Below are 19,899 nucleotides of genomic sequence, written 5' to 3'. Positions count from 1 at the left end.
ACTACAGCAGACCCGCCTTGGTCATCAGATCGGTGACCGTGGCGGAGTTGAGCTTGGCGGGGTCGACCGTCGGGGCCTGGAGGTCCTTCAGGGGCACGAGCGCCGGGTTGGAGGGCACGTCGGAGCCGATGGCGTACTCGAAGGACGTGCCGTGTCGGAGCACCTCCTGGCCGGCCTTGCCGGTGACGAACTTGAGGAAGGACTGGGCGGCCGCGGCGTTCTTCGACGCCTTGAGCACGCCACCGCCGGAGACGGACACGAAGGCGCCCGGGTCCTGGTTCCTGAAGTAGTGGGTGCCGACGTTGGCCGAGTTCTCGCCGGTCTTCGCCTGGTCCCCGTAGTAGTAGTAGTGGTAGATGAGCGCCGTCTCGACCTCGCCGGAGTTCACCGCCTTCATCGCGGTGCTGTTGCCCTTGTAGGCCTTGGCGTTGGTCTTCATCGCCGTGAGCCAGTCGTTCGTCACGGTCTCGCCCTTGAGCTCGAGCAGCGCCGAGACGATGGCCTGGAAGTCGGCGCCCGACGGCGAGGCCGCCCAGCGGCCCTTCCACTCGGGCTTGGCGAGGTCGAGCATCGAGGCGGGCAGCTGGTTCTCCTGCAGCTTGCGCTTGTCGTAGACGAGGACCGTCGAGCGGGCCGCGATCCCGGTCCACGTGCCGGTGGACGGGCGGAACCCGGCGGGAACCTGGTCGAGAGTCGCCGCGTCGACGTCGGCGAAGAGCCCGGCGTTCTCGACCTGCGTCATGGCGGGGCTGTTCTCGGTGAGGAAGACGTCGGCTGGCGACGCCGCGCCCTCCTGGACGATCTGGTTGGACATCTCGGAGTCGTCGCCGTTGCGCACGGTGACCGTGATGCCGGTCTGCTTCGTGAACGCGTCGACCCACTCCTTCGTGAGGCTCTCGTGCTGCGCGTTGTAGACGGTGATGCTGCCCGATCCGTCGGTCGCGCCGTTGCCGGAGGAGGAGCCGGAGCCGCAGGCCGTCAGGGCGAGGGCGCCGGCCGCCGCGATGGCGACGCCGATGGTGGTGCGGGGGCGGGAGGTCATGTGAGCTGCCTTCGTGGATCCGGAGGGGCGCGCCGGTCCCGTCGGACGGCGTGCCTGAGTAGGTAAGCCTTACCTTACACAGGGTGGAGTGGGCCTCCGTCCACTCCCGGGGCGCCACTAGGCTCGTCCCATGCGCCGGACCATCGTCTCCCTCGTCGACGACCTCGACGGCACCGAGGCCGTCGAGACCGTCACCTTCGGCCTCGACGGGGACTCCTTCGAGATCGACCTCTCGGAGGCGAACGCCGACGCCCTCCGCTCGACGCTCGAGGCCTGGGTGGCCGGAGCTCGGCGCGCCGGTGACGAGCGCCGGACGCATACGGCACCTGCGCGGTCGACGACGGTGCTGCCCGCGGTGGGCGAGTCCCGCAACGCGCTGATCCGGGCCTGGGCGGCCGAGACGGGGCAGCACGCCCCTGCGCGGGGGCGGATCCCTCAGGCCGTGGTGACGGCGTACGACGACGCTCACCGGTAGCCGCTCGACCCCACGGCGCGGAAGACTCGACGCGTCGACGCGTCGGCGCGCGGCGTCAGCGACTACGCCTGCGGGCGGTCGTGATACTCCTGCTCGGACACCTGCTTGCCGTGCACCCAGTACTGGACGGAGCCGTCCTCGGCCTCGACGGCCGGGCCGTCGAGCCGGTGCAGCCGCGCGGCCGTGAAGTAGAGGGTGTCGCCCCGGGCGACGATGACCTTGTCGTAGCCGCCCGTCGGGTGGCGGGTTCCGCTTCTCCATTCGGGCTGCGACGTCACGGTGCTGGGTCTCCGGATCTGCTGGTGGACGGTCAGGGCGTGGCCTCAGGTTACTGCGCCCTCGTCAGTGGCTGTCGCGCCGGACGGCTGGCGCGTCAGCGCGGCGCGCAGGCTCTTCGGTCAGCAGGCCGGCGGTCGGCTGAGACGAGTGCCCACCGCGCGCGGGTCGGCGCCCTCCCCGACGACGTGACGCCGGCTCACCGGGTGGCGCGAACCACCCGGTGAGCCGGCAGCGGGACGAGCCCGACGCTCGAACGACGGCGGCGGGGCGCGTTCCCGGCCGCGGTCGACGGGACCGCCCTCGCGCCGCACGGCCCGCAGCGCCGCCGTGCGGCACCGGTCCTCGACACGCGCCCGATCGCCGGGCGCGCCATCGGGGTCAGCAGGTCGGCGGTGCGTGCCGCCCGGCGGCCAGGCGGCATCGACGATCGCGTCGAACTCGGCGCGCAGCAACTCCTCGTCATCGCAGACGAGGGCCAGGAAGGCTTCGTCGACGTCGGTGACCGACTCGGTTGGCGTGACCATCACCATCCCGTCCCTCAGGCGGTGATGGTCTTCCGGTCGTCGGCGCTGTCGGCGTCCTGGGAGATCTCGATCCGGCGCGGCTTGGCGCGCTCCGCCACCGGGATCGCGAGCCGAAGGACTCCCGCGTCGTAGCTCGCGCGGATCTGCTCGGTGTCGAGGCTGTCGCCCAGCACGAGCTGGCGGCTGAAGACGCCCCGTGGCCGCTCGGCAGCGATGAGATCGGCGTCGCTCGCGCGGGTGGGCCGCTCGGCCTTGACCGTCACGACGTTCCGTTCGACGTCGAGGTCGATGGACTGCGGGTCGACGCCCGGCAGGTCCAGCTCGACGTGGAAGGTGTCCCCGTCGCGCCAGGCGTCCATCGGCATGGCCGAGGGTCTGGCCAGGGTGCCGCTGGCGCCGAGGGCCAGCTGCGCCACCCGGTCGAGGTCGCGGAAGGGGTCACGGAAGGGGTCGGTGCGCATCAGCATCGTCGTCACCTCCATCATGTCCAGATGCTCCATGGTGGCCACGACCGCATCTCACACGTCGTGGCATGCGCTGTAGGAATGTTGTAGCACCGTCGAGTTCGTCTGTGCAAGAGCATGATTCGAAGAACTCAGTCGACCTCGCCAGTTGACCGGGATAGGTCCATCCACGGGTCGATCCGCGTCTCGCGCCGGCCGGGCACCCGCGCGGGCGGCCATCCGCGCCCTGGCCAGCCACTTGGCCCCGGCGCCGAAGCAGGCGACGATGTCGCCATGGCGAAGTCTGGGGGTGGTCCGCGGTTCTTCAAGCGCCGCGGTGACGAGCTCACCGTCAAGGATGGCGAGGGCAACAAGCACCACGCGACGCTCGAACGCGTCGACGCCGACACGACGCAGGAGGACGGCTCGTTCGTGCTCGGCTACTGCAAGAGCTGCGACTGGACAGGCCCCGCTCGTCGGGCCCGGGACAAGGCGCGAAAGGACGCGCTCGCGCACTCGGACGAGTGCCCCCGCACGGGAAAGGTGCGCCTTGGCGTGAGCGAGAACGACCCTCGGTGACGGGAGCCCTGCGGACCGGGCCGGAGCAGCGAGGGTCGTCGGACGTGGGTCGGGAACGCGACCCCCGCCGCCTCCGGTCGGTGGACAGGTCGATGATGAGTCACGTGCCCCACGAACGCGAGATCACCGCCCCTGTCGACCTCACCCTGGGGGACGGTCGGTTGAACCGTGCCGCCGTGGGCTGGACACGTTCCTCGCTCCACCGCGCAGACGGCGTCGGCCACGGCCGGGTCGGCTGGGGTCGCAACAAGCGCTGGGAGTACTGGGCGGTCACGTCCGAGACGCACGTCGTCGCCCTGGTCGTGTCCGACATCGGGTATGCAGCCGTCCCCTCGCTCTTCGTCCTCGACCGCCGTTCGGGTGCGCAGGTCGCCGTCGACACCGTGGCTCCGCTCGGCCGCGGTACGACCCTGCCGGGCACCCTCGACGAGGGCCCGTCCCGGGCACGCACCACGCGTCTGTCCATCGACATCGACCCCACCCCGGAGGGCACCAGACTCCGCGCGCGAACCGCGCGCGTCGATCTCGACGTCGTCGCCCAGCTCGTGCCCGGACATGAACGACTCGGCGTCGTGGTGCCGTGGAGCGATCGGCTCTTCCAGTACACCGTCAAGGACCCGGCCCGCCCCGCGGTGGGGCGGCTCGTCGTGGACGGCACCCCCTACCCGATCGCGGCCGGCACCTCGTGGGCGACCCTCGACCATGGCCGCGGACGCTGGCCCTATGCGATCTCGTGGAACTGGGGCTCCGGCTCGGGCATGGTCGGGCATCGCACCATCGGACTCCAGCTCGGCGGGAGGTGGACCGACGGCACCGGGTCGACCGAGAACGCCGTCATCGTCGACGGGCGGCTCACGAAGATCAGTGACGACCTCCAGTGGGAGTACTCGCACGAGGACTGGATGGCGCCGTGGCGGATCACGGGAGGCCCCGTGGCCGTGACCTTCCACCCGGAGCACCTCCGCCGCTCGGTGACCCAGCTCGGCCTGGTGGCCTCGCGGACCCACCAGTGCTTCGGCACGTGGGCGGGCCGCGTGGGTGACGTCGGCGTCGACGGACTGTACGGGTGGGCCGAGGACGTTCGCCAGCGCTGGTGACCAGTCGGTGGAGGGGGCCGTGGACAGCAGGCTCAGGGCCTTGTCCCGGCCCTGACGCGCGTGTACGAAGGACAGATGACCGCTGCGGATGAGCTGCTCGACGACCTCGACAGGATCCAGTCCTGGCACCTCGACTTCTACCAGGACCTCCACCGCCACCCGGAGCTGAGCTTCCAGGAACGCCGCACGGCGGGCTTGGTCGACGACCGCCTCACCGAGCTGGGCTACGAGGTGCATGCCGGCATCGGTACCACCGGTGTCGTGGGAGTCCTGCGAAACGGGGAGGGGCCGGTGGTGCTGGCGCGCGCCGACATGGATGCTCTGCCGGTGCGGGAGGCAACTGGCCTTCCCTATGCCTCCACGGCCACAGCCGTCGACGCGGCCGGAAACGAGACCCCCGTGATGCACGCGTGCGGACACGACATGCACGTCACGTGCCTGCTCGCGGCGGCCCAGCTGCTCGCCGACCACCCCGATGCATGGTCCGGCACCTTCATCGCCCTCTTCCAACCCGCTGAGGAGCTCGGCACCGGAGCCGCCGCCATGATCAAGGACGGGTTGGCCGGTCGGATCCCCAGGCCGGACGTCGCCCTGGGCCAGCACGTGATGGGACTGCCCCACGACACCGTCGCGTCCCGACCCGGCGCCGCCCTCTCTGCCGCCGACAGCATCAGGATCACCCTCCACGGTCGTGGCACCCACGGGTCGATGCCCCATCTCGGCATCGACCCGATCCTGCTCGGCAGCGCGGTGGTGATGCGCCTGAACGCGATCGTCTCCCGAGAGCTTGCCCCGGGCCATTTCGGAGTCGTCACCGTCGGCGCCTTCCAGTCGGGGAGCAAGAGCAACGTCATCCCGGAGAGCACGACGCTGCTGCTCAACCTGCGTGCCTACGACGACCGCACCCGGGCGCAGCTGCGGGAGGCGATCGAGCGAATCGTCAAGGCGGAGTGCGAAGCCTCCGGCTCGCCCGTCCCACCGGAGTTCGACTACACCGACCCCTTCCCCGTCACCGACAACAGTCCAGAGGTCTACGACCGGGTCTCGGCCGCCTTGACCGAGCACTTCGGCGACAAGGCCATCCTGATGGAGCCCTCCACCGGCAGTGAGGACTTCAGCGACATCCCCAACGGGCTGGACGTGCCCTACCTGTACTGGATCTGGGGCGGTTTCGATCCCGAGACCTATCGACGCGCGGAGGCCGCCGGGACGCTGGCCAAGACGATCCCGGGCAACCATGCGAGCACCTTCGTGCCCGTCATGGAGCCCACTTTCCGCACCGGCGCCTCAGCGATGACCGTGGCAGCCATGAGCTACCTGGCCCGTTCGGCGCACACCACCGACGGCGGCGCAACCGCTCGGTGACCTGACCGTCACGATGGCGGGGCGTCCCGAGGTGTCGGCGCGTCTATGTCGAAGCGCAGCCCGAGCATGCGGATCGTGAAGCACGCAAGGGCCGCCAGGAGTGCTGCCGCCAGCCCGTCGACCCCGAGACGGACGGCGACGACGGTGATGGCAGCTCCCACCACGGCGGGAATGGCATAGAGGCCGCTGCTCAGGACCGAGGGAACCTGTCCGATGAGGACGTCGCGCAGCGTGCCGCCTCCGACGGCCGTGATCGCGCCCAGGATGACCGCCTGGACGGGGCCCAGCCCCGCCTCGAGCGCCTTGGTGGCGCCCGTGACGGCGAAGAAGCTGAGCCCCAAGGCGTCGAAGACGTTGATGGACAGTGAGATTCGATCCAGTCGCCTGCCGAGTGCGAAAGCGATGAGCGCCCCGACGCCGGCAACGGCGAGGTATCGCCAGTCGCTGAAGGTCGCCGGAGGGAGCCTCCCGATGAGGACGTCCCGGACGATGCCGCCGCCCATGGCCGTGATCATCCCGAGGGTGACGACCCCGACGATGTCCACCCGCACCGACCTGATCGCCGTGAGCGCTCCGTTCAGGGCGAAGACCAGCGTCCCAGCGAGGTCGAGGACGAGCACGACCACGCTCGCGGTCGTCACCGCTGCACCGCCGCGCTTCCCGCACTCGCCATGGGGCCGAGGGTACGCCGGACGCCACCGAGCTCAGCGTATGCCGGCCGGCGGCGGCTCGTCGCCTCTACGTCAAAGCACGTAGGTCCGGCACTGCGGAGAGCAGACGCGCATGCCGCAGCGCTTCCGGACCGTAGTGCTCTCACACGCGCAGCTCGGGACGAGGGGGCCCTGATGAAGCCCATGTCTGAAGACACCTGCACGCTCGAAACCGCAGAGGATCACGAGATAGCTCGTCGCCGGTGTCGCGGCCGCGCAGGTCGCGTCTTGAGCCGCGTGTCCGAGGAGGTTGGCACAGGGCAGCCAACACGAGCAGGCGCGATGAAACACGCCATCGCAGGGACGACAGTCCCTACGCGCGGGAGACCACGGGCATCGTCAGCTCACCGACGGCCGGGATGGTCAGCGTCACGGAGTCACCGGGCACGATCTGGCCCACTCCCTCCGGGGTGCCGGTGGCGATGATGTCGCCGGGCTGCAAGGTGACGACCTGCGAGTACTCGGAGACGAGCCGGGCGATGCTCCAGATCAGCTGGGAGGTGTTCGCCTTCTGACGCACCTGTCCGTTGACGGTGAGCCAGAAGTCGAGGTTCGCCGGGTCCGGGACCTCGTCTGCGGTGATGATGTGCGGCCCGATCGGCGTGAAGGTGTCCATCGACTTGCGCCACGAGCGGTCCTCCTCGCCGCGCAGGGTGATGTCGAGCAGCGGGGTGAAGCCGAAGACGTGGTCGAGCGCCTCGGCCTCCGAGACGCCCCTCGTCTCCTTCCCGATGATCACGCCGACCTCGGCCTCGTGGTCGAATCGCCGGTCCGGCATTGGCAGCTGGATGCAGGCGTCCGGCCCGACGATCGAGGTGACGGCTTTGAAGAAGCCGATGCGCACGGTGACATCGAGGATCGGACGGTCCCGGTAGACGCCTGATCCGCCGCCCATCTCCTGCTGGTGCTTGTGGTAGTTGATCGGCGCGGCGATGAGGTTGCGCGGCTGCGGCTGAGGGGCGCGGACCGTCACGGTTGACCGAACTGCTCCGCCACCGCGTGCGGAGCGACGGGCGACCTCGTCCCGCACGGAGTCCCACGCGCGGATGAGGGCGTTCATGCGCTCCTTCGGCTCGGTGTGCAGGGGGACAAGGTCGGTGAGATCGACGATGGTGGCGTCGGTAGCCTCCACGCCCAGGCGTTGGGCGTCGTAGACGAAAAGCTTCACAGGTCTTCCTCGCTGTGGTGCCGCTCATGGGTGCGGCGGGCTGAGTGGGCTGCGGTGGGCTGGGGTCTCCGGCTGGGGTGCGGCCGAAGGCTCAGGCGCTCGCCGCGGTGCGGCCGAGGCCCAGCGCCTCGACGGCGGGCTTGTCGGTGTAGGAGAAGAGGATCGCGTCCTCACTGGAGTGGTTGTGGTGCGAGTGCTCGTACCACAGCGGCACGGCGATGGTGTCGCCCTTGGTCCACTCCACGCGCTCGCCAGCGATCACCGAGTGACCCGACCCGCGGACCACGTGGTAGACGGTGGAGTGCGTGTGCCGGTGCGCTCGGGTGTCGACGCCCGGCCGGACCAGCTGCAGGAAGGCCGCGATGGTCGTCATCACCGAACCGCCGGAGATCGGATTGCGGTACTCGACGACGATGTCGTCGAACGGGTCGCCCTCGCCGTCACGCAGGTGCTCGATGACCTCCAGCGCGTCCGCGAGCTTGTAGACAAGTGGCTGGGCGACCTTCGCGGGCGAGCCCCAGTGCTTGGCGAGCATCCCGTTGACAAACGGTGCCGGCAGGTCGGCGTCGACCTGCTGGAGGTCGTCCTCCTCGTCGAGGACGTACTGGTTGAGCCGCGACACCAAGGGCGAGTCGAGGCCATCGAGCCAGATCACGGGACCGTCACCGAGGTGGCCGTGCTCGTGCCAGTGGCCGTTCGGGGTCAACAGGAAGTCGCCCTCCTCCATCGCGACCCGCTGACCGTTGACGACCGTGTACGCCCCCGCGCCCTCCACGATGAAGCGCAGCGCCGAGGGGGTGTGCCGGTGCGCCGGGGCGACCTCGCCGGGGAGGACCAGCTGCAGGGCGGCCCACAGGGTGTCGGTTGCACCGGTGCGCTGGTGCGCCAGCGAGCCCGGGTTCCGGAAGCCGAGCACGCGGCGCAGGGCGTCCTCGAGCGGGACCACGTCGCCCGCCTCGACCATGAGCTCGCGAGCCTCCGCGTATCGCCAGATGTGTGGCACGAGGGTGGTGGTGGGCTCGGGCCCGAGGCCGCCCATGAGCGTCCACAGCGGCGAGTAGTGGTTCGCTGCGAGGCGCGCGTAGAAGGCATCGCGGTCGGTGGCTGGGATCACGTCGGTGCTCATCTGCTGCTCCTGGTCGTCTGGCTCGCACGTGGGATGGGTCGATAGTTCGGCGGGGACGGGGACATCAGTAGGGGTAGGACCTCGACGGGCCGGCCTTGGCCCACGGCATGAACATCCAGTCGAGGCTCGTGTAGTCCGTCGGGTCGTGGTCCGCGAAGGCCGCGTTGCGCAGCGCCCGTCCGACCCCGTCGATGTGGAACAGCTCGCCGGCGACTCGGGCAAGGCGCTGGACGGTGCCGGTGTGCGCGGCGCGCTGCGCCTCGTAGCGGCGGAACGCCGCGTGGGCGGAGGGCTCGCTCACCATGGCCTCGACCAGCGCGAGCGAGTCGTCGAGCGACTGCGCACCCCCTTGGGCGAGGTACTGGAGCATGGGGTGAGCTGCGTCCCCGATCAGGGTCACGGCGCCTTGGGTCCAGGTGCTGATGGGCTCTCGGTCGTACATGGGCCATCGGATGTCCCGGTTGAGGTAGCGGCCGGCCTGCTGCACCTGCGTGCAGCACCGCGCGAAGCGTGCGTCCAGCTCCGCCTCCGTCCCCCAGTCGTCGTGGTCCGGCGAGTACCACTCCGAGCGGAAGACCGCGACGTTGTTGTAGAGCTTGCCCCCTCGAAGGGGGTACTGGATGAGGTGCATCTGCGGGCCGAGCCAGCAGAGCACCGTCGGGGTCTGGGCGGCCTCGGCGGAGACGGTCTCGACCGGGACGGTGCCGCGGTACGCCACGTACTCTGACGGGACTGTGGCATCGTCGACGACGAGCGGCCTCACGGCAGAACGCAACCCGTCGGCGCCGATGACGGCATCGGCCACGTAGATCATGCCGTCAGCGCACTCGACGCCGGCGCGTCCGTCATCGAGGTTGCGCGCGCCCGTCACGGCGCGGTCGGTCTCCAGCGTCACGAGTTCGTGGTCGCGGCAGCCGCGGAGGAGCGCCCCGTGCAGGTCCGCGCGGTGCGTCACCACGTACGGGTAGCCGTAGCGCTCGACGAACTGAGGGCCCAGGTCGATGGTCGCGATCTCCTCGCCGGTCACGGCGTCGAGGTAGCGCTTCTTCTGAGGCAACACGGCGTCCTGCATGATCGCGTCCATGACGCCGAGGCTGTCGAGGACGGCCATGGCGTTGGGCGCGAGCTGGATGCCGGCACCGACCTCGCCGAACCGCTCGGCGCGCTCGATGACATGGACCGCCCTGCCCTGGCGCGCGAGTCCCAGCGCCGTGGCCAGGCCGGCGATGCCCCCGCCCACGACGAGCGTCTCGACCTGATGGGTCTCGGTGCTGCTCATTCCTCGTCCCTTCCTCTTGGGCGAGCTCACCGATGAGCTGCCGACGGGAAGAGCGTGCGACCGAGGTCGCCGGGTCGTCACACGGCTCTATCACCCAGTGATAGCCGTCGTTGTTCGTCGCGTCGTGATGTTCCTAGCCTCGCCGAACATCCAGTCCCGCCGTCGAGGATGCTCGACCGCCGCTCAAGAGGGAGGCACCCGTGACCCGCACGGCAGCCGAAACCACGCCCGCTGACGAGCAGACCCGACCCCGGCAGGGACCGCTCGCCGACGTTCGGGTGCTCGACATCGCCACACTCTTCGCGGGCCCGTCGGCCGCGACGATCCTCGCGGACTTCGGCGCGGACGTGCTGAAGATCGAGCATCCGACGCGACCAGACGGCGCGCGCACGCACGGCAAGTCGAAGCACGGAAAGGGCCTCTGGTGGACCCTGCTCGGGCGCAACAAGCGCACGGCGACGCTCGACCTCAGCTCGCCGGGTGGTCGCGAGGTATTTCTCCGGCTCGTCCGGGACGCAGACGTCGTGATCGAGAACTTCCGCCCCGGCACCCTCGAGCGTTGGGGCCTCTGCCACGAGACCCTCTCGGCGGACAACCCCGGCCTCATCCTCGTGCGGGTGACCGGCTTCGGGCAGACCGGACCGATGGCGCGCCGACCCGCGTTCGGCACGCTCGCGGAGGCCATGAGTGGCTTCGCGTTCTCCACGGGCCAGGCGGACGGCCCGCCGACCCTCCCGCCGCTCGCGCTGGCCGACAACATCGCCGGCCTCGCGACCACCATCGCGACCCTCACCGCTCTGCACCACCGGGAACGCACCGGTCAAGGTCAGGTCGTCGACCTCGCGATCATCGAGCCGATCCTCGCCATGCTCGGTCCACAGCTCACCGCGTACGACCAGCTGGGTCACGTCACGCAACGCGCGGGCAACCGCTCGGAGAACAACGCGCCGCGCAACACCTATCGCACGGCGGAGGGCCGCTGGGTCGCGATCTCCTCCAGTGCCCACTCCATCGCCGAACGCGTGATGCGGCTGGTGGGCCGACCCGACCTCATCGAGCACGAGTGGTTCGCCTCGGGCCTGGGCCGCGCGCAGCACGCCGATGTCATCGACGCGGCCGTCGCGGACTGGATCGCGGTCCGTCCGCTCGACCAGGTCATCGAGGAGTTCGAGCAGGCCGAGGCCGCCATCGCGCCGGTCTACGACATGTCGCAGGTGATCGAGGACGCGCAGCTGAACCACATCGGGACGATCGCGACGGTCGAAGACCCGGACCTCGGGGCGGTGCGCATGCAGAACGTGCTCTTCCGTCTGTCGCAGACCCCCGGCGGGATCCGCCACACGGGACGCGCGCACGGCGAAGACACCGATGTCGTGCTGGCCGAGCTCGGCTACGAGCCGGCGCAGATCGCCGAGCTCCGCGCCGCGGGAGCGATCTGATGACCCCCGCCACCGCCGCGGCGGCGGAGCTCGACTGGGAGCGCGCCGTGGCCTGGCTCTACGTTCCGGCTGTGCGACCGGACCGGTTCACCCAGGCGGCTGCCGTCGCGGACGGGGTCATCATCGATCTCGAGGACGCGGTGCACCCCTCACGCCGGGCCGAGGCCCGGGAGAACCTGACCCGGCTCGAACACGAGCCGCTGGCCGCACCGGTGGTGGTGCGCGTCAACCCGCCGACGAGCCGCGACTTCGCCGCTGACGTGGAGGCGCTCACCCCTCTGGTCCGGGCCGGGCTGGTGCGTTGCGTGCGCATCGCGAAGGTCGACTCGCCGGAGGACGCGGCCTTCGCCTCCGCGTCGACCGCGCACTGGGGCCTACCCCGCCGGCTCGTCTGCCAGCTCGAGTCGGCCCGCGCCGTTGCCGACGCACGCGAGATCGGCGCCGTGCCCGGTGTCCACTCGCTCATGCTGGGAGAGGCTGACCTGCGGGCGGACCTCGGCCTGCCGCGCGGCCCGGTGAGCGACTCGGGCCTGCTGCTCGCCCGCCAGCAGGTCGTCCTGGCGAGCCGCGCCCTCGGCCTCCCCTCCCCCGTCGCGAGCGCCTACACCAACACCCGGGACGAGGACGGGCTGCGCGCCTCCAGCGCCGCGCTGCGAGCGCTCGGCTTCCATGGGCGCTCGTGCATCCACCCTGCTCAGGTCGACGCCGTGCGGCAGGCGTTCGCACCGACTCCCGAGGAGCTCCGGTGGGCGCGCGAGACCGTGGCCACCGCCCGGGAGCGCCAGGGGCAGGGCAGCGCGGCCGACACGCTGTCCGACGGCACCTTCGTCGACCCCGCCATCGTGCGCGAGGCCGACCTGCTCCTCGCCCGGGCCCCGAAGGATGCGTTCGCATGACGAGCGCCGCCACGCCCCACGTCGCGCACGCGGTCGACACGGTCGGCCTGCGCCCCGCCCCGTCGCGCCGCCGGGTCATCGACCTCGCCCAGCCGCTGCACCCGGACATCCCGTCGTCACCGAGCCACCCCGGCTACAAGCACGCCCTGTTGCGCCGCCACGGGGACGCCGTCCGCGTGGACGGCTCGTCGGGCGCCAACGACCTGCTCGTGCTCGGCACGCACACCGGCACCCACGTCGACGCCCTGAGCCACATCAGCCACAAGGGCCGTCTTCACGGCGGCGTGGATGCCGCCCAGGCGCAGCGGACGGGGCGGTTCACCGCCCACGGCGTGGAGACGATCGCGCCCGACATCGTGCCGGGCGTCCTGCTCGATGTGCCGCGCGCCCTCGGCGTGGACCGGCTCGCGCCGGGCTGTCCGATCGACGCCGACGATCTCGAAGCGGCAGCCCGGCTGCTCCACGGCGGCCCCGCCGGCATCGCGCCCGGCGCAGCGCTCCTCGTGAGGACAGGCTGGGCCCAGCTCTGGCACGACGCGGTGGCCTTCGTCAGCCATGCCGACGGCGTGCCAGGGCCGGATGCGTCCGGTGGGGCGTGGCTCGCCGAACGGTTGCCGAGCTTCGTCGGGTCGGACACGACGGCCTTCGAGCACATCCCGGCCGGGCAGGGTCACGCCCGGCTGCCGGTGCACCGCCTCATGCTGGTCGAACGCGGCGTGCCGATCATCGAGATGGCCTCGCTCGAGGAGCTCGCGGCCGAGGCGCCTGCGTCGTGGGAGCTGGTCGTGGCACCGCTGCCGCTCGTCGGCGCCACGGGCTCCCCCCTGCGACCCCTCGCCCTGATCACGGAGGAGGAGCAGTGATGACCACGCTCACCGCCCACCTGGCCGCCTTCGCCGTCGCCACCCGGGAGAACCTGCCCGACCGGATCGCCAAGGACGCGCTCGCACGGGTGACCGACACGCTCGGGATCGCCTACGCCGCGCGCGAGACGGAGCCGGTACGCGTCGCCCTGAACCTCGCGCGGTCCTGGGGCGGCCACGCCCAGGCTGCCCTCATCGGGGCCGGCGACCGGGTGCCTGCCCCGACCGCGGCCCTCGTCAACGGCACGGCTGCACATGCGCTGGACTTCGACGACACGCATGTGCCCTCGATCCTGCACCCGTCTGCCTCCGTCTTTCCGGCGGCCCTCGCTGCCGCCGAGGAGGTCGACGCCCCCGGGCGCGTGCTGCTCGCCGGCGTCGCGGCGGGCAACGAGATCGCCATCCGTCTCGGTATGACGGCCCACGACGAGACCCTCAACAACAGCGTGTTCTTCGAGCGGGGCCTGCACGCCACCTCGATCTGCGGGGCCATCGGGTCCGCCGCAGCGGCCGCTGTCGTCTACGGCCTGACCGCGGAGGGCGTCGCCGACGCCATGGGCATCGCCGCCTCGATGGGCGCAGGTCTCCTCGAGGCAAACCGGGTCGGCGGGACCGTCAAGCGGATGCACTGCGGCTGGGCCGCGCACGGCGGAGTCACCGCCGCGCAGATGGCGGCGCGGGGCATCACGGCTCCCGCGTCAGTGCTCGAGGGCCGCTTCGGCTTCTTCAACGCCTACACCGGGATCCATCCGGTCACGGGAGCGCCCCTGCACGCCCTCCTCGGCGACCTCGGGGACGTGTGGGAGCTCGACCGCTGTTTCGTCAAGCCCTACCCCACAAACGTCTTCACCCACACCGGCATCGACGCAGCCCTGACCCTCGCAGCCCGCGGCATCCGGCCCGAGGACGTCGAACGCGTCGAGCTGTCGGTGCCCGTGTCCGTGACGCGCACGATCGCAGAGCCGCGCGAGGCCAAGGTGTTTCCGCGGTCGCCCTACCATGCGCAGTTCTCCGGCCCCTTCACCTTCGCCATGGCCCTCCACGGCGGATCGGGTCTCGGCCTCTACCTCGACGACTTCACCGACGAGTCGCTCGCCGACCCCTCGATCCGACGTCTGGCGTCGACGGTGCACTACGCGCCCGACCCCGAGTGCGAGGCCATCTACCCACGACACTTCCCGACGATCGCGCGCGTCCGCCTGGTCGACGGGACCACGGTCACGGAGAAGGTCCTCACCAACCTCGGCACCACTGAGCGGCCGCTCACCCCGGAGCAGCTCGCCCTCAAGTTCGCGCTCACCACCCGCGACCTCGGCCCGGAGCGGTCCGCGGCCCTCGCCGCGGCCCTCGACGAGCTGCCCACGTCGGCGACCTCTCGCGTGCTGCTCGGCAGCATCGAGCAGTAGCCGGCCACGCGGCATACGCACCCAATTCCGTTGGGTGAGAGCGGCAGTTCCCCTCTGCCACGCAACGCGGTCCACTGGCGACACCCACTTCCCCACCGATCCCCTGAGAGGGTCCCATGAGCGTCATCGAGTCCTCGGCCTTCAGCCTCACCGACGAGCAGGTGGCCATCCGCGAGGCCATCGACGGCCTGTGCACGCCGTTCGACAACGACTACTGGCGTGAGCTGGACGCCAAGCACGAGTACCCGGAGAAGTTCGTCGACACCCTCTACGACGCCGGCTGGATGAGCATGCTCATCCCCGAGGAGTACGGCGGTGGCGGTGCCGATATCCGCGACGCCGCCGTCGTGCTCGAGCAGCTCGAGCGCAACGGGTGCCACGCGGGTGCCGCGCGGGCGGGCATGTACACGATGGGCGCCCTGCTGCGCCACGGGTCGGACGAGCAGAAGCAGCGGTTCCTGCCCAAGATCGCCTCGGGTGAGCTGCGCCTGCAGTCCTTCGGCGTCACCGAGCCCGACGCCGGCTCCGACACGACGCGCATCCGCACCTTCGCACGGCGTGAGGGCGACGAGTACGTCGTCAACGGCCAGAAGATCTTCATCTCCCGGATCCAGCACTCCGACCTGCTTCTCCTGCTCACACGCACCAAGAAGCGGGAGGACTCCACCAAGCCCTCCGACGGCTTCACCGTGCTGCTCGTCGACCTGCGCCAGGCCATCGCTGACGGCACGATCGTCGCCACGCCGATCCGCACCATGGTCAACCACGAGACGAACGAGCTCGCCATCCAGGACCTCCGGGTGCCGGTCGCGAACCGCATCGGTGACGAGCACCACGGCTTCAAGGTCATCCTCTCCGGCATGAACTCCGAGCGTGTCATCGTGACGTCGGAATACATCGGGGCCGGCTTCTACCTGCTCGACCGCGCCGTCCAGTATGCGAACGAGCGCGAGGTCTTCGGCCGCCCCATCGGGCAGAACCAGGGCGTCCAGTTCCCGATCGCGCAGGCCTACGCCGAGCTGCAGGCCGCGTCGTTGATGCGCTGGCGAGCCGCCGAGATGTATGCCGCCGGCGAGAACCCCCGCTTCGAGGTGGGCGCGGCGAAGCTGCTCGCATCGCAGGCGCTGTGGAACGCGGCGCAGGCGGCCTTCGACACCTTCGGCGGCTACGCCGCCGCCGAGGAGTACGGCATCGAGCGGAAGTGGCGCGAGGCGCGGCTCCCCTCGACGGCGCCGATCTCCAACAACCTCGTCCTGGCCGGCATCGCCCACGGCACGCTCGGCCTGCCCAAGTCCTTCTGAACAGTCCAGGAGCACCCATGAGCGCAACGGCGTCGACCCCGGCGGAGCAGCAGGTCGGTCTGACCCAGGTCCTCGCCCGTTTCGCCACGGGCGGGACGGCCGCGATCTCGGACCACGCGGCCGCCGTGACGCGCGCCCTCGTCGACACCGTCGGGGTCGCCATCGCCTCGACGGGCGAGCCGGCCGAGCAGGTGCTCCAGGCCTGGGCCGCGCGCCAGGGCTCGGCCGGCCGAGCCAGCGTCTGGACCACGGGCAGGGCCGCGAGCGTCTCCCACGCAGCCCTGCTCAACGGGACGGCCGCCCACCAGCTCGACTACGACGACATCTCGCCGAACACACCGATGCACCCGAGTGCCGTGCTCATGCCGGCACTCGTGGCCGTTGCCGAGGACCGCGGCCTCGACGGGCGACGGATCGTCGAGGCCTACGACGTGGGCGCAGCGACCTTCCGAGCGGTGGCCGAGCTGCTGCCCCAGCACGTTCACTACGCCCGGGGCTGGCACACGACGGCCACCGTCGGCCGACTCGCGGCCGTGGCCGCCATCGTCCGACTGGTCGGAGGGTCCACGGGCACAGCCCGGCACGCTCTCGGGATCGTCTCCTCCCAGGTCGCCGGGTCCCGGCCCAACTTCGGGTCCATGACCAAACCCTTGCACGCCGGCTGCGCCGCACGGGATGCCGTCATGGCCGTCGAGCTCGCCGAGGCCGGCTTCACAGCGAACCCTGACGAGCTCGAGGCGCGCGACGGGTTCTTCGACCGCTACGGGGACCCCGACCTCGCGCCGGTCGGTGACCCGGGCGAGACGCTCGCCGAGCGCCTCGAGCACTGGGCCGAGACGTGGCCAAACGACTGGGGACTCAAGAGCTACCCGGCTTGCTACGGCACGCACCGAGGCATTGACGCCGCGCTGGCGCTGCGGTCCCGGGTCGACCCCGCGGCCGTCGAGACGATCCGCGTCACCGTGCACCCGCGGGGGACCACGGCGCTCGTGCCCTTCCCACCTGAGTCCGCTACCGCGGCGAAGTTCAGCCTCGAGTACGCCGTCGCCTCGGCGCTCGTCCGGGGCCCGGTGCGTCTGGCGGACTTCGTCGACCCGGCGTTCACGGACCCGGAGGTCCGCACGCTCATGCACCGGGTCGTGGTCTCGGAGCTTGCCGAGCCGCCGACGGGTCCGGGCGGAACAGCCGGTGGGTACGCCGTCGTCGAGGTCGTCGACCGCAACGGTCGCCGCGAGGTGGAGCGGGTGGACGTGACCCGTGGCGATGCCCGTGCTCCCCTCACCGACGCCGAACTGTTCGACAAGTTCGACGACTGCTGCGCGACGGGAGGCTGGTCCCGCGACGACGCCACTCGGCTCCTCGAAACCCTGACCGCGCTCGTGGCCGGAGGCCCTGTCGAGGACGTCGGACCCGCACTCGCGCGCAACCTCTGGCGCGACGAACGTCCTGTCACCCCAACCCTGTCAGAGAAGGAGCCCCGCCCATGACGACCCCACCCCGCTCGCACCCACGTGTCGAGATCGTCGAGGAGGGCATGCGCGAGGGCATGCAGATCGAGAGCGCGGGCATCCCGGTCGAGGCCAAGATCCGTCTTCTCGACGCTCTGTCGAGGACGGGACTGCGGACGATCGTCGTCGGGTCGTTCGTCTCGCCGAAGTGGGTGCCGCAGATGGCTCACGTCGAAGAGGTGGTTGAGGGCTTCACTCCGGCGCCAGGGGTGCGCTACACGGCGCTTGCGCTGAACGCCAAGGGTGTCGAACGACGGGCGGCCTTCGCGCCCAAGATCACTCCGCCCGACCCTCGCATCGGGCAGAGCCGCATCCACCTCGACGACGTGTTCGTCCAGCGCAACACGGCGCGCACGATGCAGGAGGAGATCGAGGCGTTGCCCGGAGTCGTGCGTCGTGCGTCCGAGGCCGGTGCCGAGGACGCGCAGGTGTCCGTCAACGCATGTTGGGGCTCCAACTGGACCGGTGAGATCGATGAGGCCCGGCGCATGGAGGTGCTGCAGCTGCAGATCGACGCGTGGGCAGCCGCCGGCGTGCCCGTCACCCGGATCCACTTCGGCGACCCCATGAGCTGGAACACGCCCTCTGCCATGCGCTCTCAGATCCGGCGCGTGCTCGCAACCTGGCCCGACATCCGGCACTTCCAGGTGCACCTCCACAACGCTCGGGCCATGGCCCCGCTCAGCGCCTACGCGGCGCTGTGCGAGCTCGACGAGCGCCACACCCTCGTCGTCGACACCGCCATCGGCGGCATGGGTGGCTGCCCCTACTGCGGAAACGGACGCGCGACGCGCATGATCCCGACCGAGGACTTCGTCCACTTCCTCGAGAGCGAGGGCATCGACACGGGCATCGACCTGCGCGCCCTCATCGAGGCGGCGCTGCTCGCCGAGGTCGTCGTCGGTCACGAGCTCTGGGGGCACGTCTCCAAGGCCGGGCCCCGGCCCCACGGCGCGGACGTCTACGCCATGGACATGCCGTTCATCGAGACGTTCGACGAGGCGCAGCACTTCCTGGTCGGGCCCCTGGCCTACGAGGGGGCCATCGCCCCCTGGAGACAGCCCATCACCTCAGACGCACGAGACGAGTTCGAGGACGCCGTGCGTCTCGGGCAGGCAGGACTGACGAGAGAAGGCGGACCAGCATGACCGCGCCGCAGCACCCCGGCTCGCTCCGCGGCCTTCGCGTCATCGAGATCAGCACCTCGGTCGCGGCTCCCTTCGGAGGCCAGATCCTGGGGGACCTCGGCGCCGAGGTGATCAAGGTCGAACGCCCAGCGGGCGACGACACGCGACACTGGGCCCCACCGGCCTGGCACGGCGAGTCGATCGCCTTCATGTCGTTCAACCGCAACAAGAAGTCCATCGTCCTCGACTACAAGACCGAGTCTGGCCGAGCGGTTCTCGTCGACCTGCTCCGGGATGCGGACGTGCTCATCCAGAACCTCCGTCCGGGCGCGCTCGCCAAGGCGGGCTTCACGTGGGAGTACCTGCACGAGCTGAACCCACGTCTGGTCTACTGCGAGATGTCGGGTTACGGGCACCAGGGACCACGGGCCCAGCAACCGGCATACGACCCGCTGCTGCAGGCCTACTCCGGGATCGTGTCGATGACGGGCGAGGACGGCGGTGAGCCCTCCCGGGTCCCGGTATCGCTGCTCGACATGGGTACCGGCATGTGGATGGCGATCTCTGCGCTCGAAGCGCTGCGACGCCGGGACCAGACCGGAGTCGGATGTCACGTGCAGAACTCCCTGCTGCAGACGGCGCTGACCTGGATCACCTCTCCGCTCATCGGGGCGGCAGCAGGCAACCCTCCGCCCACGCGCCTGGGGTCGGGCTTCCGGGGCGTCGTCCCCTACGGCGCGTTCCCGACGTCCGACGGGCACATCTTCGTCTCGGCCGGGAACAACGACATCTTTCACCGGCTGCTCGGCGCCATCGACTCCCTCGACCTGGCTGGCCGCGAGGGTTTCGCGACCAACCCCGACCGAGTGCGCAACCGGCGCCTCGTCCAGGACACCCTCGGGGAGCGGACCTCCCGTTTCACCCTGGCCGCGCTGACCGCCCGGCTCGCCGCCGCAGGCGTCCCGCACTCACCGGTCAACACCGTCGACATGGTCTACGAGGACGAGCAGGTGCGCGCTCTCGGCATGCTGCAGGCCCTGCCGCACGCGCAGGTCGCCGACCTCGAGGTCGTCAACCTGCCCGCGACCTTCGACGGCGAGTACGTCCCCCTGACCAAGGCCCCGCCCTGCCTCGGGGAGGACACCGTCGAGGTGCTGCGTGCCCTCGGGCGAACCGACGACGAGATCGACGCCCTCGTCGACGACGGCGCCGTCGCGCGCCCCTTCGACACCGCGCCCTCGCCCGCCTTCCCCGCCGTTCTCGCCTGACGCG

At 70.7% G+C, this 19,899-nt stretch carries 20 protein-coding genes; 12 read left to right on the top strand and 8 right to left on the bottom strand.

Annotated features, from left to right (window positions below; genetic code table 11):
• Position 1: 1 nt before the first annotated feature.
• On the bottom strand, positions 2–1,042 hold the full coding sequence (locus NR112_RS12310; protein ID WP_256794619.1) for an iron ABC transporter substrate-binding protein: 1,041 nt from the start codon (positions 1,040–1,042) through the stop codon (positions 2–4).
• Positions 1,043–1,172: 130 nt separating this feature from the next.
• On the opposite strand from NR112_RS12310, the gene NR112_RS12305 reads away from it, so the two are divergent.
• Positions 1,173–1,517 carry an Lsr2 family protein gene (locus tag NR112_RS12305; RefSeq protein WP_256794618.1) on the top strand — a complete coding sequence of 115 codons (345 nt, stop codon included), beginning with the start codon at positions 1,173–1,175 and terminating at the stop codon, positions 1,515–1,517.
• A gap of 62 nt (positions 1,518–1,579) precedes the next feature.
• On the opposite strand, the gene NR112_RS12300 is transcribed toward NR112_RS12305, so the two are convergent.
• From NR112_RS12300 to NR112_RS12290, 3 genes are all read right to left on the bottom strand, one after another.
• On the bottom strand, positions 1,580–1,795 hold the full coding sequence (locus NR112_RS12300) for a hypothetical protein (protein WP_256794617.1): 216 nt from the start codon (positions 1,793–1,795) through the stop codon (positions 1,580–1,582).
• 120 nt (positions 1,796–1,915) lie between these two features.
• Positions 1,916–2,320, bottom strand: a complete 405-nt coding sequence (locus tag NR112_RS12295) for a hypothetical protein (protein ID WP_256794616.1) — start codon at positions 2,318–2,320, stop codon at positions 1,916–1,918.
• Between the two features lie 14 nt (positions 2,321–2,334).
• Positions 2,335–2,787, bottom strand: a complete 453-nt coding sequence (locus tag NR112_RS12290) for an Hsp20/alpha crystallin family protein (RefSeq protein ID WP_256794780.1) — start codon at positions 2,785–2,787, stop codon at positions 2,335–2,337.
• A 270-nt stretch (positions 2,788–3,057) separates the two neighbouring features.
• Between NR112_RS12290 and NR112_RS12285 the strand changes: the two genes are divergently transcribed.
• The 3 genes from NR112_RS12285 to NR112_RS12275 all read left to right on the top strand — a co-directional run bounded on the left by NR112_RS12285 (position 3,058) and on the right by NR112_RS12275 (position 5,804).
• Positions 3,058–3,342, top strand: a complete 285-nt coding sequence (locus NR112_RS12285; protein ID WP_256794615.1) for a hypothetical protein — start codon at positions 3,058–3,060, stop codon at positions 3,340–3,342.
• A gap of 104 nt (positions 3,343–3,446) precedes the next feature.
• Positions 3,447–4,439, top strand: coding sequence for a DUF2804 domain-containing protein (locus NR112_RS12280; RefSeq protein WP_374512283.1), 993 nt, complete (start codon positions 3,447–3,449; stop codon positions 4,437–4,439).
• Between the two features lie 75 nt (positions 4,440–4,514).
• Positions 4,515–5,804 carry an amidohydrolase gene (locus NR112_RS12275; protein ID WP_256794613.1) on the top strand — a complete coding sequence of 430 codons (1,290 nt, stop codon included), beginning with the start codon at positions 4,515–4,517 and terminating at the stop codon, positions 5,802–5,804.
• Between the two features lie 8 nt (positions 5,805–5,812).
• On the opposite strand, the gene NR112_RS22930 is transcribed toward NR112_RS12275, so the two are convergent.
• The 4 genes from NR112_RS22930 to NR112_RS12255 all read right to left on the bottom strand — a co-directional run bounded on the left by NR112_RS22930 (position 5,813) and on the right by NR112_RS12255 (position 10,087).
• Complete coding sequence (locus NR112_RS22930) at positions 5,813–6,445, bottom strand: trimeric intracellular cation channel family protein (protein WP_256794612.1); 633 nt, start codon at positions 6,443–6,445, stop codon at positions 5,813–5,815.
• A 382-nt stretch (positions 6,446–6,827) separates the two neighbouring features.
• A complete protein-coding gene (locus tag NR112_RS12265; protein WP_256794611.1) occupies positions 6,828–7,682 on the bottom strand; it encodes a fumarylacetoacetate hydrolase family protein in 855 nt (284 codons plus the stop codon).
• 91 nt (positions 7,683–7,773) lie between these two features.
• Positions 7,774–8,808, bottom strand: a complete 1,035-nt coding sequence (locus NR112_RS12260; RefSeq protein ID WP_256794610.1) for a cupin domain-containing protein — start codon at positions 8,806–8,808, stop codon at positions 7,774–7,776.
• A 64-nt stretch (positions 8,809–8,872) separates the two neighbouring features.
• Complete coding sequence (locus tag NR112_RS12255) at positions 8,873–10,087, bottom strand: FAD-dependent oxidoreductase (protein WP_256794609.1); 1,215 nt, start codon at positions 10,085–10,087, stop codon at positions 8,873–8,875.
• Between the two features lie 200 nt (positions 10,088–10,287).
• Between NR112_RS12255 and NR112_RS12250 the strand changes: the two genes are divergently transcribed.
• The 8 genes from NR112_RS12250 to NR112_RS12215 all read left to right on the top strand — a co-directional run bounded on the left by NR112_RS12250 (position 10,288) and on the right by NR112_RS12215 (position 19,895).
• Positions 10,288–11,526, top strand: a complete 1,239-nt coding sequence (locus tag NR112_RS12250; protein ID WP_256794608.1) for a CoA transferase — start codon at positions 10,288–10,290, stop codon at positions 11,524–11,526.
• Positions 11,526–12,422: a CoA ester lyase gene (locus tag NR112_RS12245; RefSeq protein ID WP_256794607.1), complete on the top strand. Its 897-nt coding sequence runs from the start codon at positions 11,526–11,528 to the stop codon at positions 12,420–12,422. Before NR112_RS12250 ends, NR112_RS12245 begins: the two co-directional genes overlap by 1 nt.
• Positions 12,419–13,285: a cyclase family protein gene (locus NR112_RS12240; RefSeq protein ID WP_256794606.1), complete on the top strand. Its 867-nt coding sequence runs from the start codon at positions 12,419–12,421 to the stop codon at positions 13,283–13,285. The genes NR112_RS12245 and NR112_RS12240 overlap by 4 nt, the downstream gene beginning before the upstream one ends.
• The gene (locus NR112_RS12235; RefSeq protein WP_256794605.1) at positions 13,285–14,691 is read left to right on the top strand and encodes an MmgE/PrpD family protein; all 1,407 of its coding nucleotides are present in this window, start codon (positions 13,285–13,287) and stop codon (positions 14,689–14,691) included. Before NR112_RS12240 ends, NR112_RS12235 begins: the two co-directional genes overlap by 1 nt.
• 116 nt (positions 14,692–14,807) lie before the next feature.
• Positions 14,808–15,992, top strand: a complete 1,185-nt coding sequence (locus tag NR112_RS12230; RefSeq protein ID WP_256794604.1) for an acyl-CoA dehydrogenase family protein — start codon at positions 14,808–14,810, stop codon at positions 15,990–15,992.
• Positions 15,993–16,009: 17 nt separating this feature from the next.
• Positions 16,010–17,479, top strand: coding sequence for an MmgE/PrpD family protein (locus tag NR112_RS12225; protein ID WP_256794603.1), 1,470 nt, complete (start codon positions 16,010–16,012; stop codon positions 17,477–17,479).
• Positions 17,476–18,648, top strand: coding sequence for a citramalate synthase (locus NR112_RS12220; protein WP_256794602.1), 1,173 nt, complete (start codon positions 17,476–17,478; stop codon positions 18,646–18,648). Before NR112_RS12225 ends, NR112_RS12220 begins: the two co-directional genes overlap by 4 nt.
• Positions 18,645–19,895 (top strand): CaiB/BaiF CoA-transferase family protein, encoded by a 1,251-nt coding sequence (locus NR112_RS12215; protein WP_256794601.1) that lies wholly within the window; start codon positions 18,645–18,647, stop codon positions 19,893–19,895. The genes NR112_RS12220 and NR112_RS12215 overlap by 4 nt, the downstream gene beginning before the upstream one ends.
• Positions 19,896–19,899: the final 4 nt, after the last annotated feature.

The organism is Terrabacter sp. Ter38, from assembly GCF_024519435.1.
Taxonomy (GTDB): Bacteria; Actinomycetota; Actinomycetes; order Actinomycetales; family Dermatophilaceae; genus Terrabacter.
The sequence above is the reverse complement of the archived record's forward strand: the minus strand, read 5'-3'. Positions and strand labels throughout refer to the sequence as shown.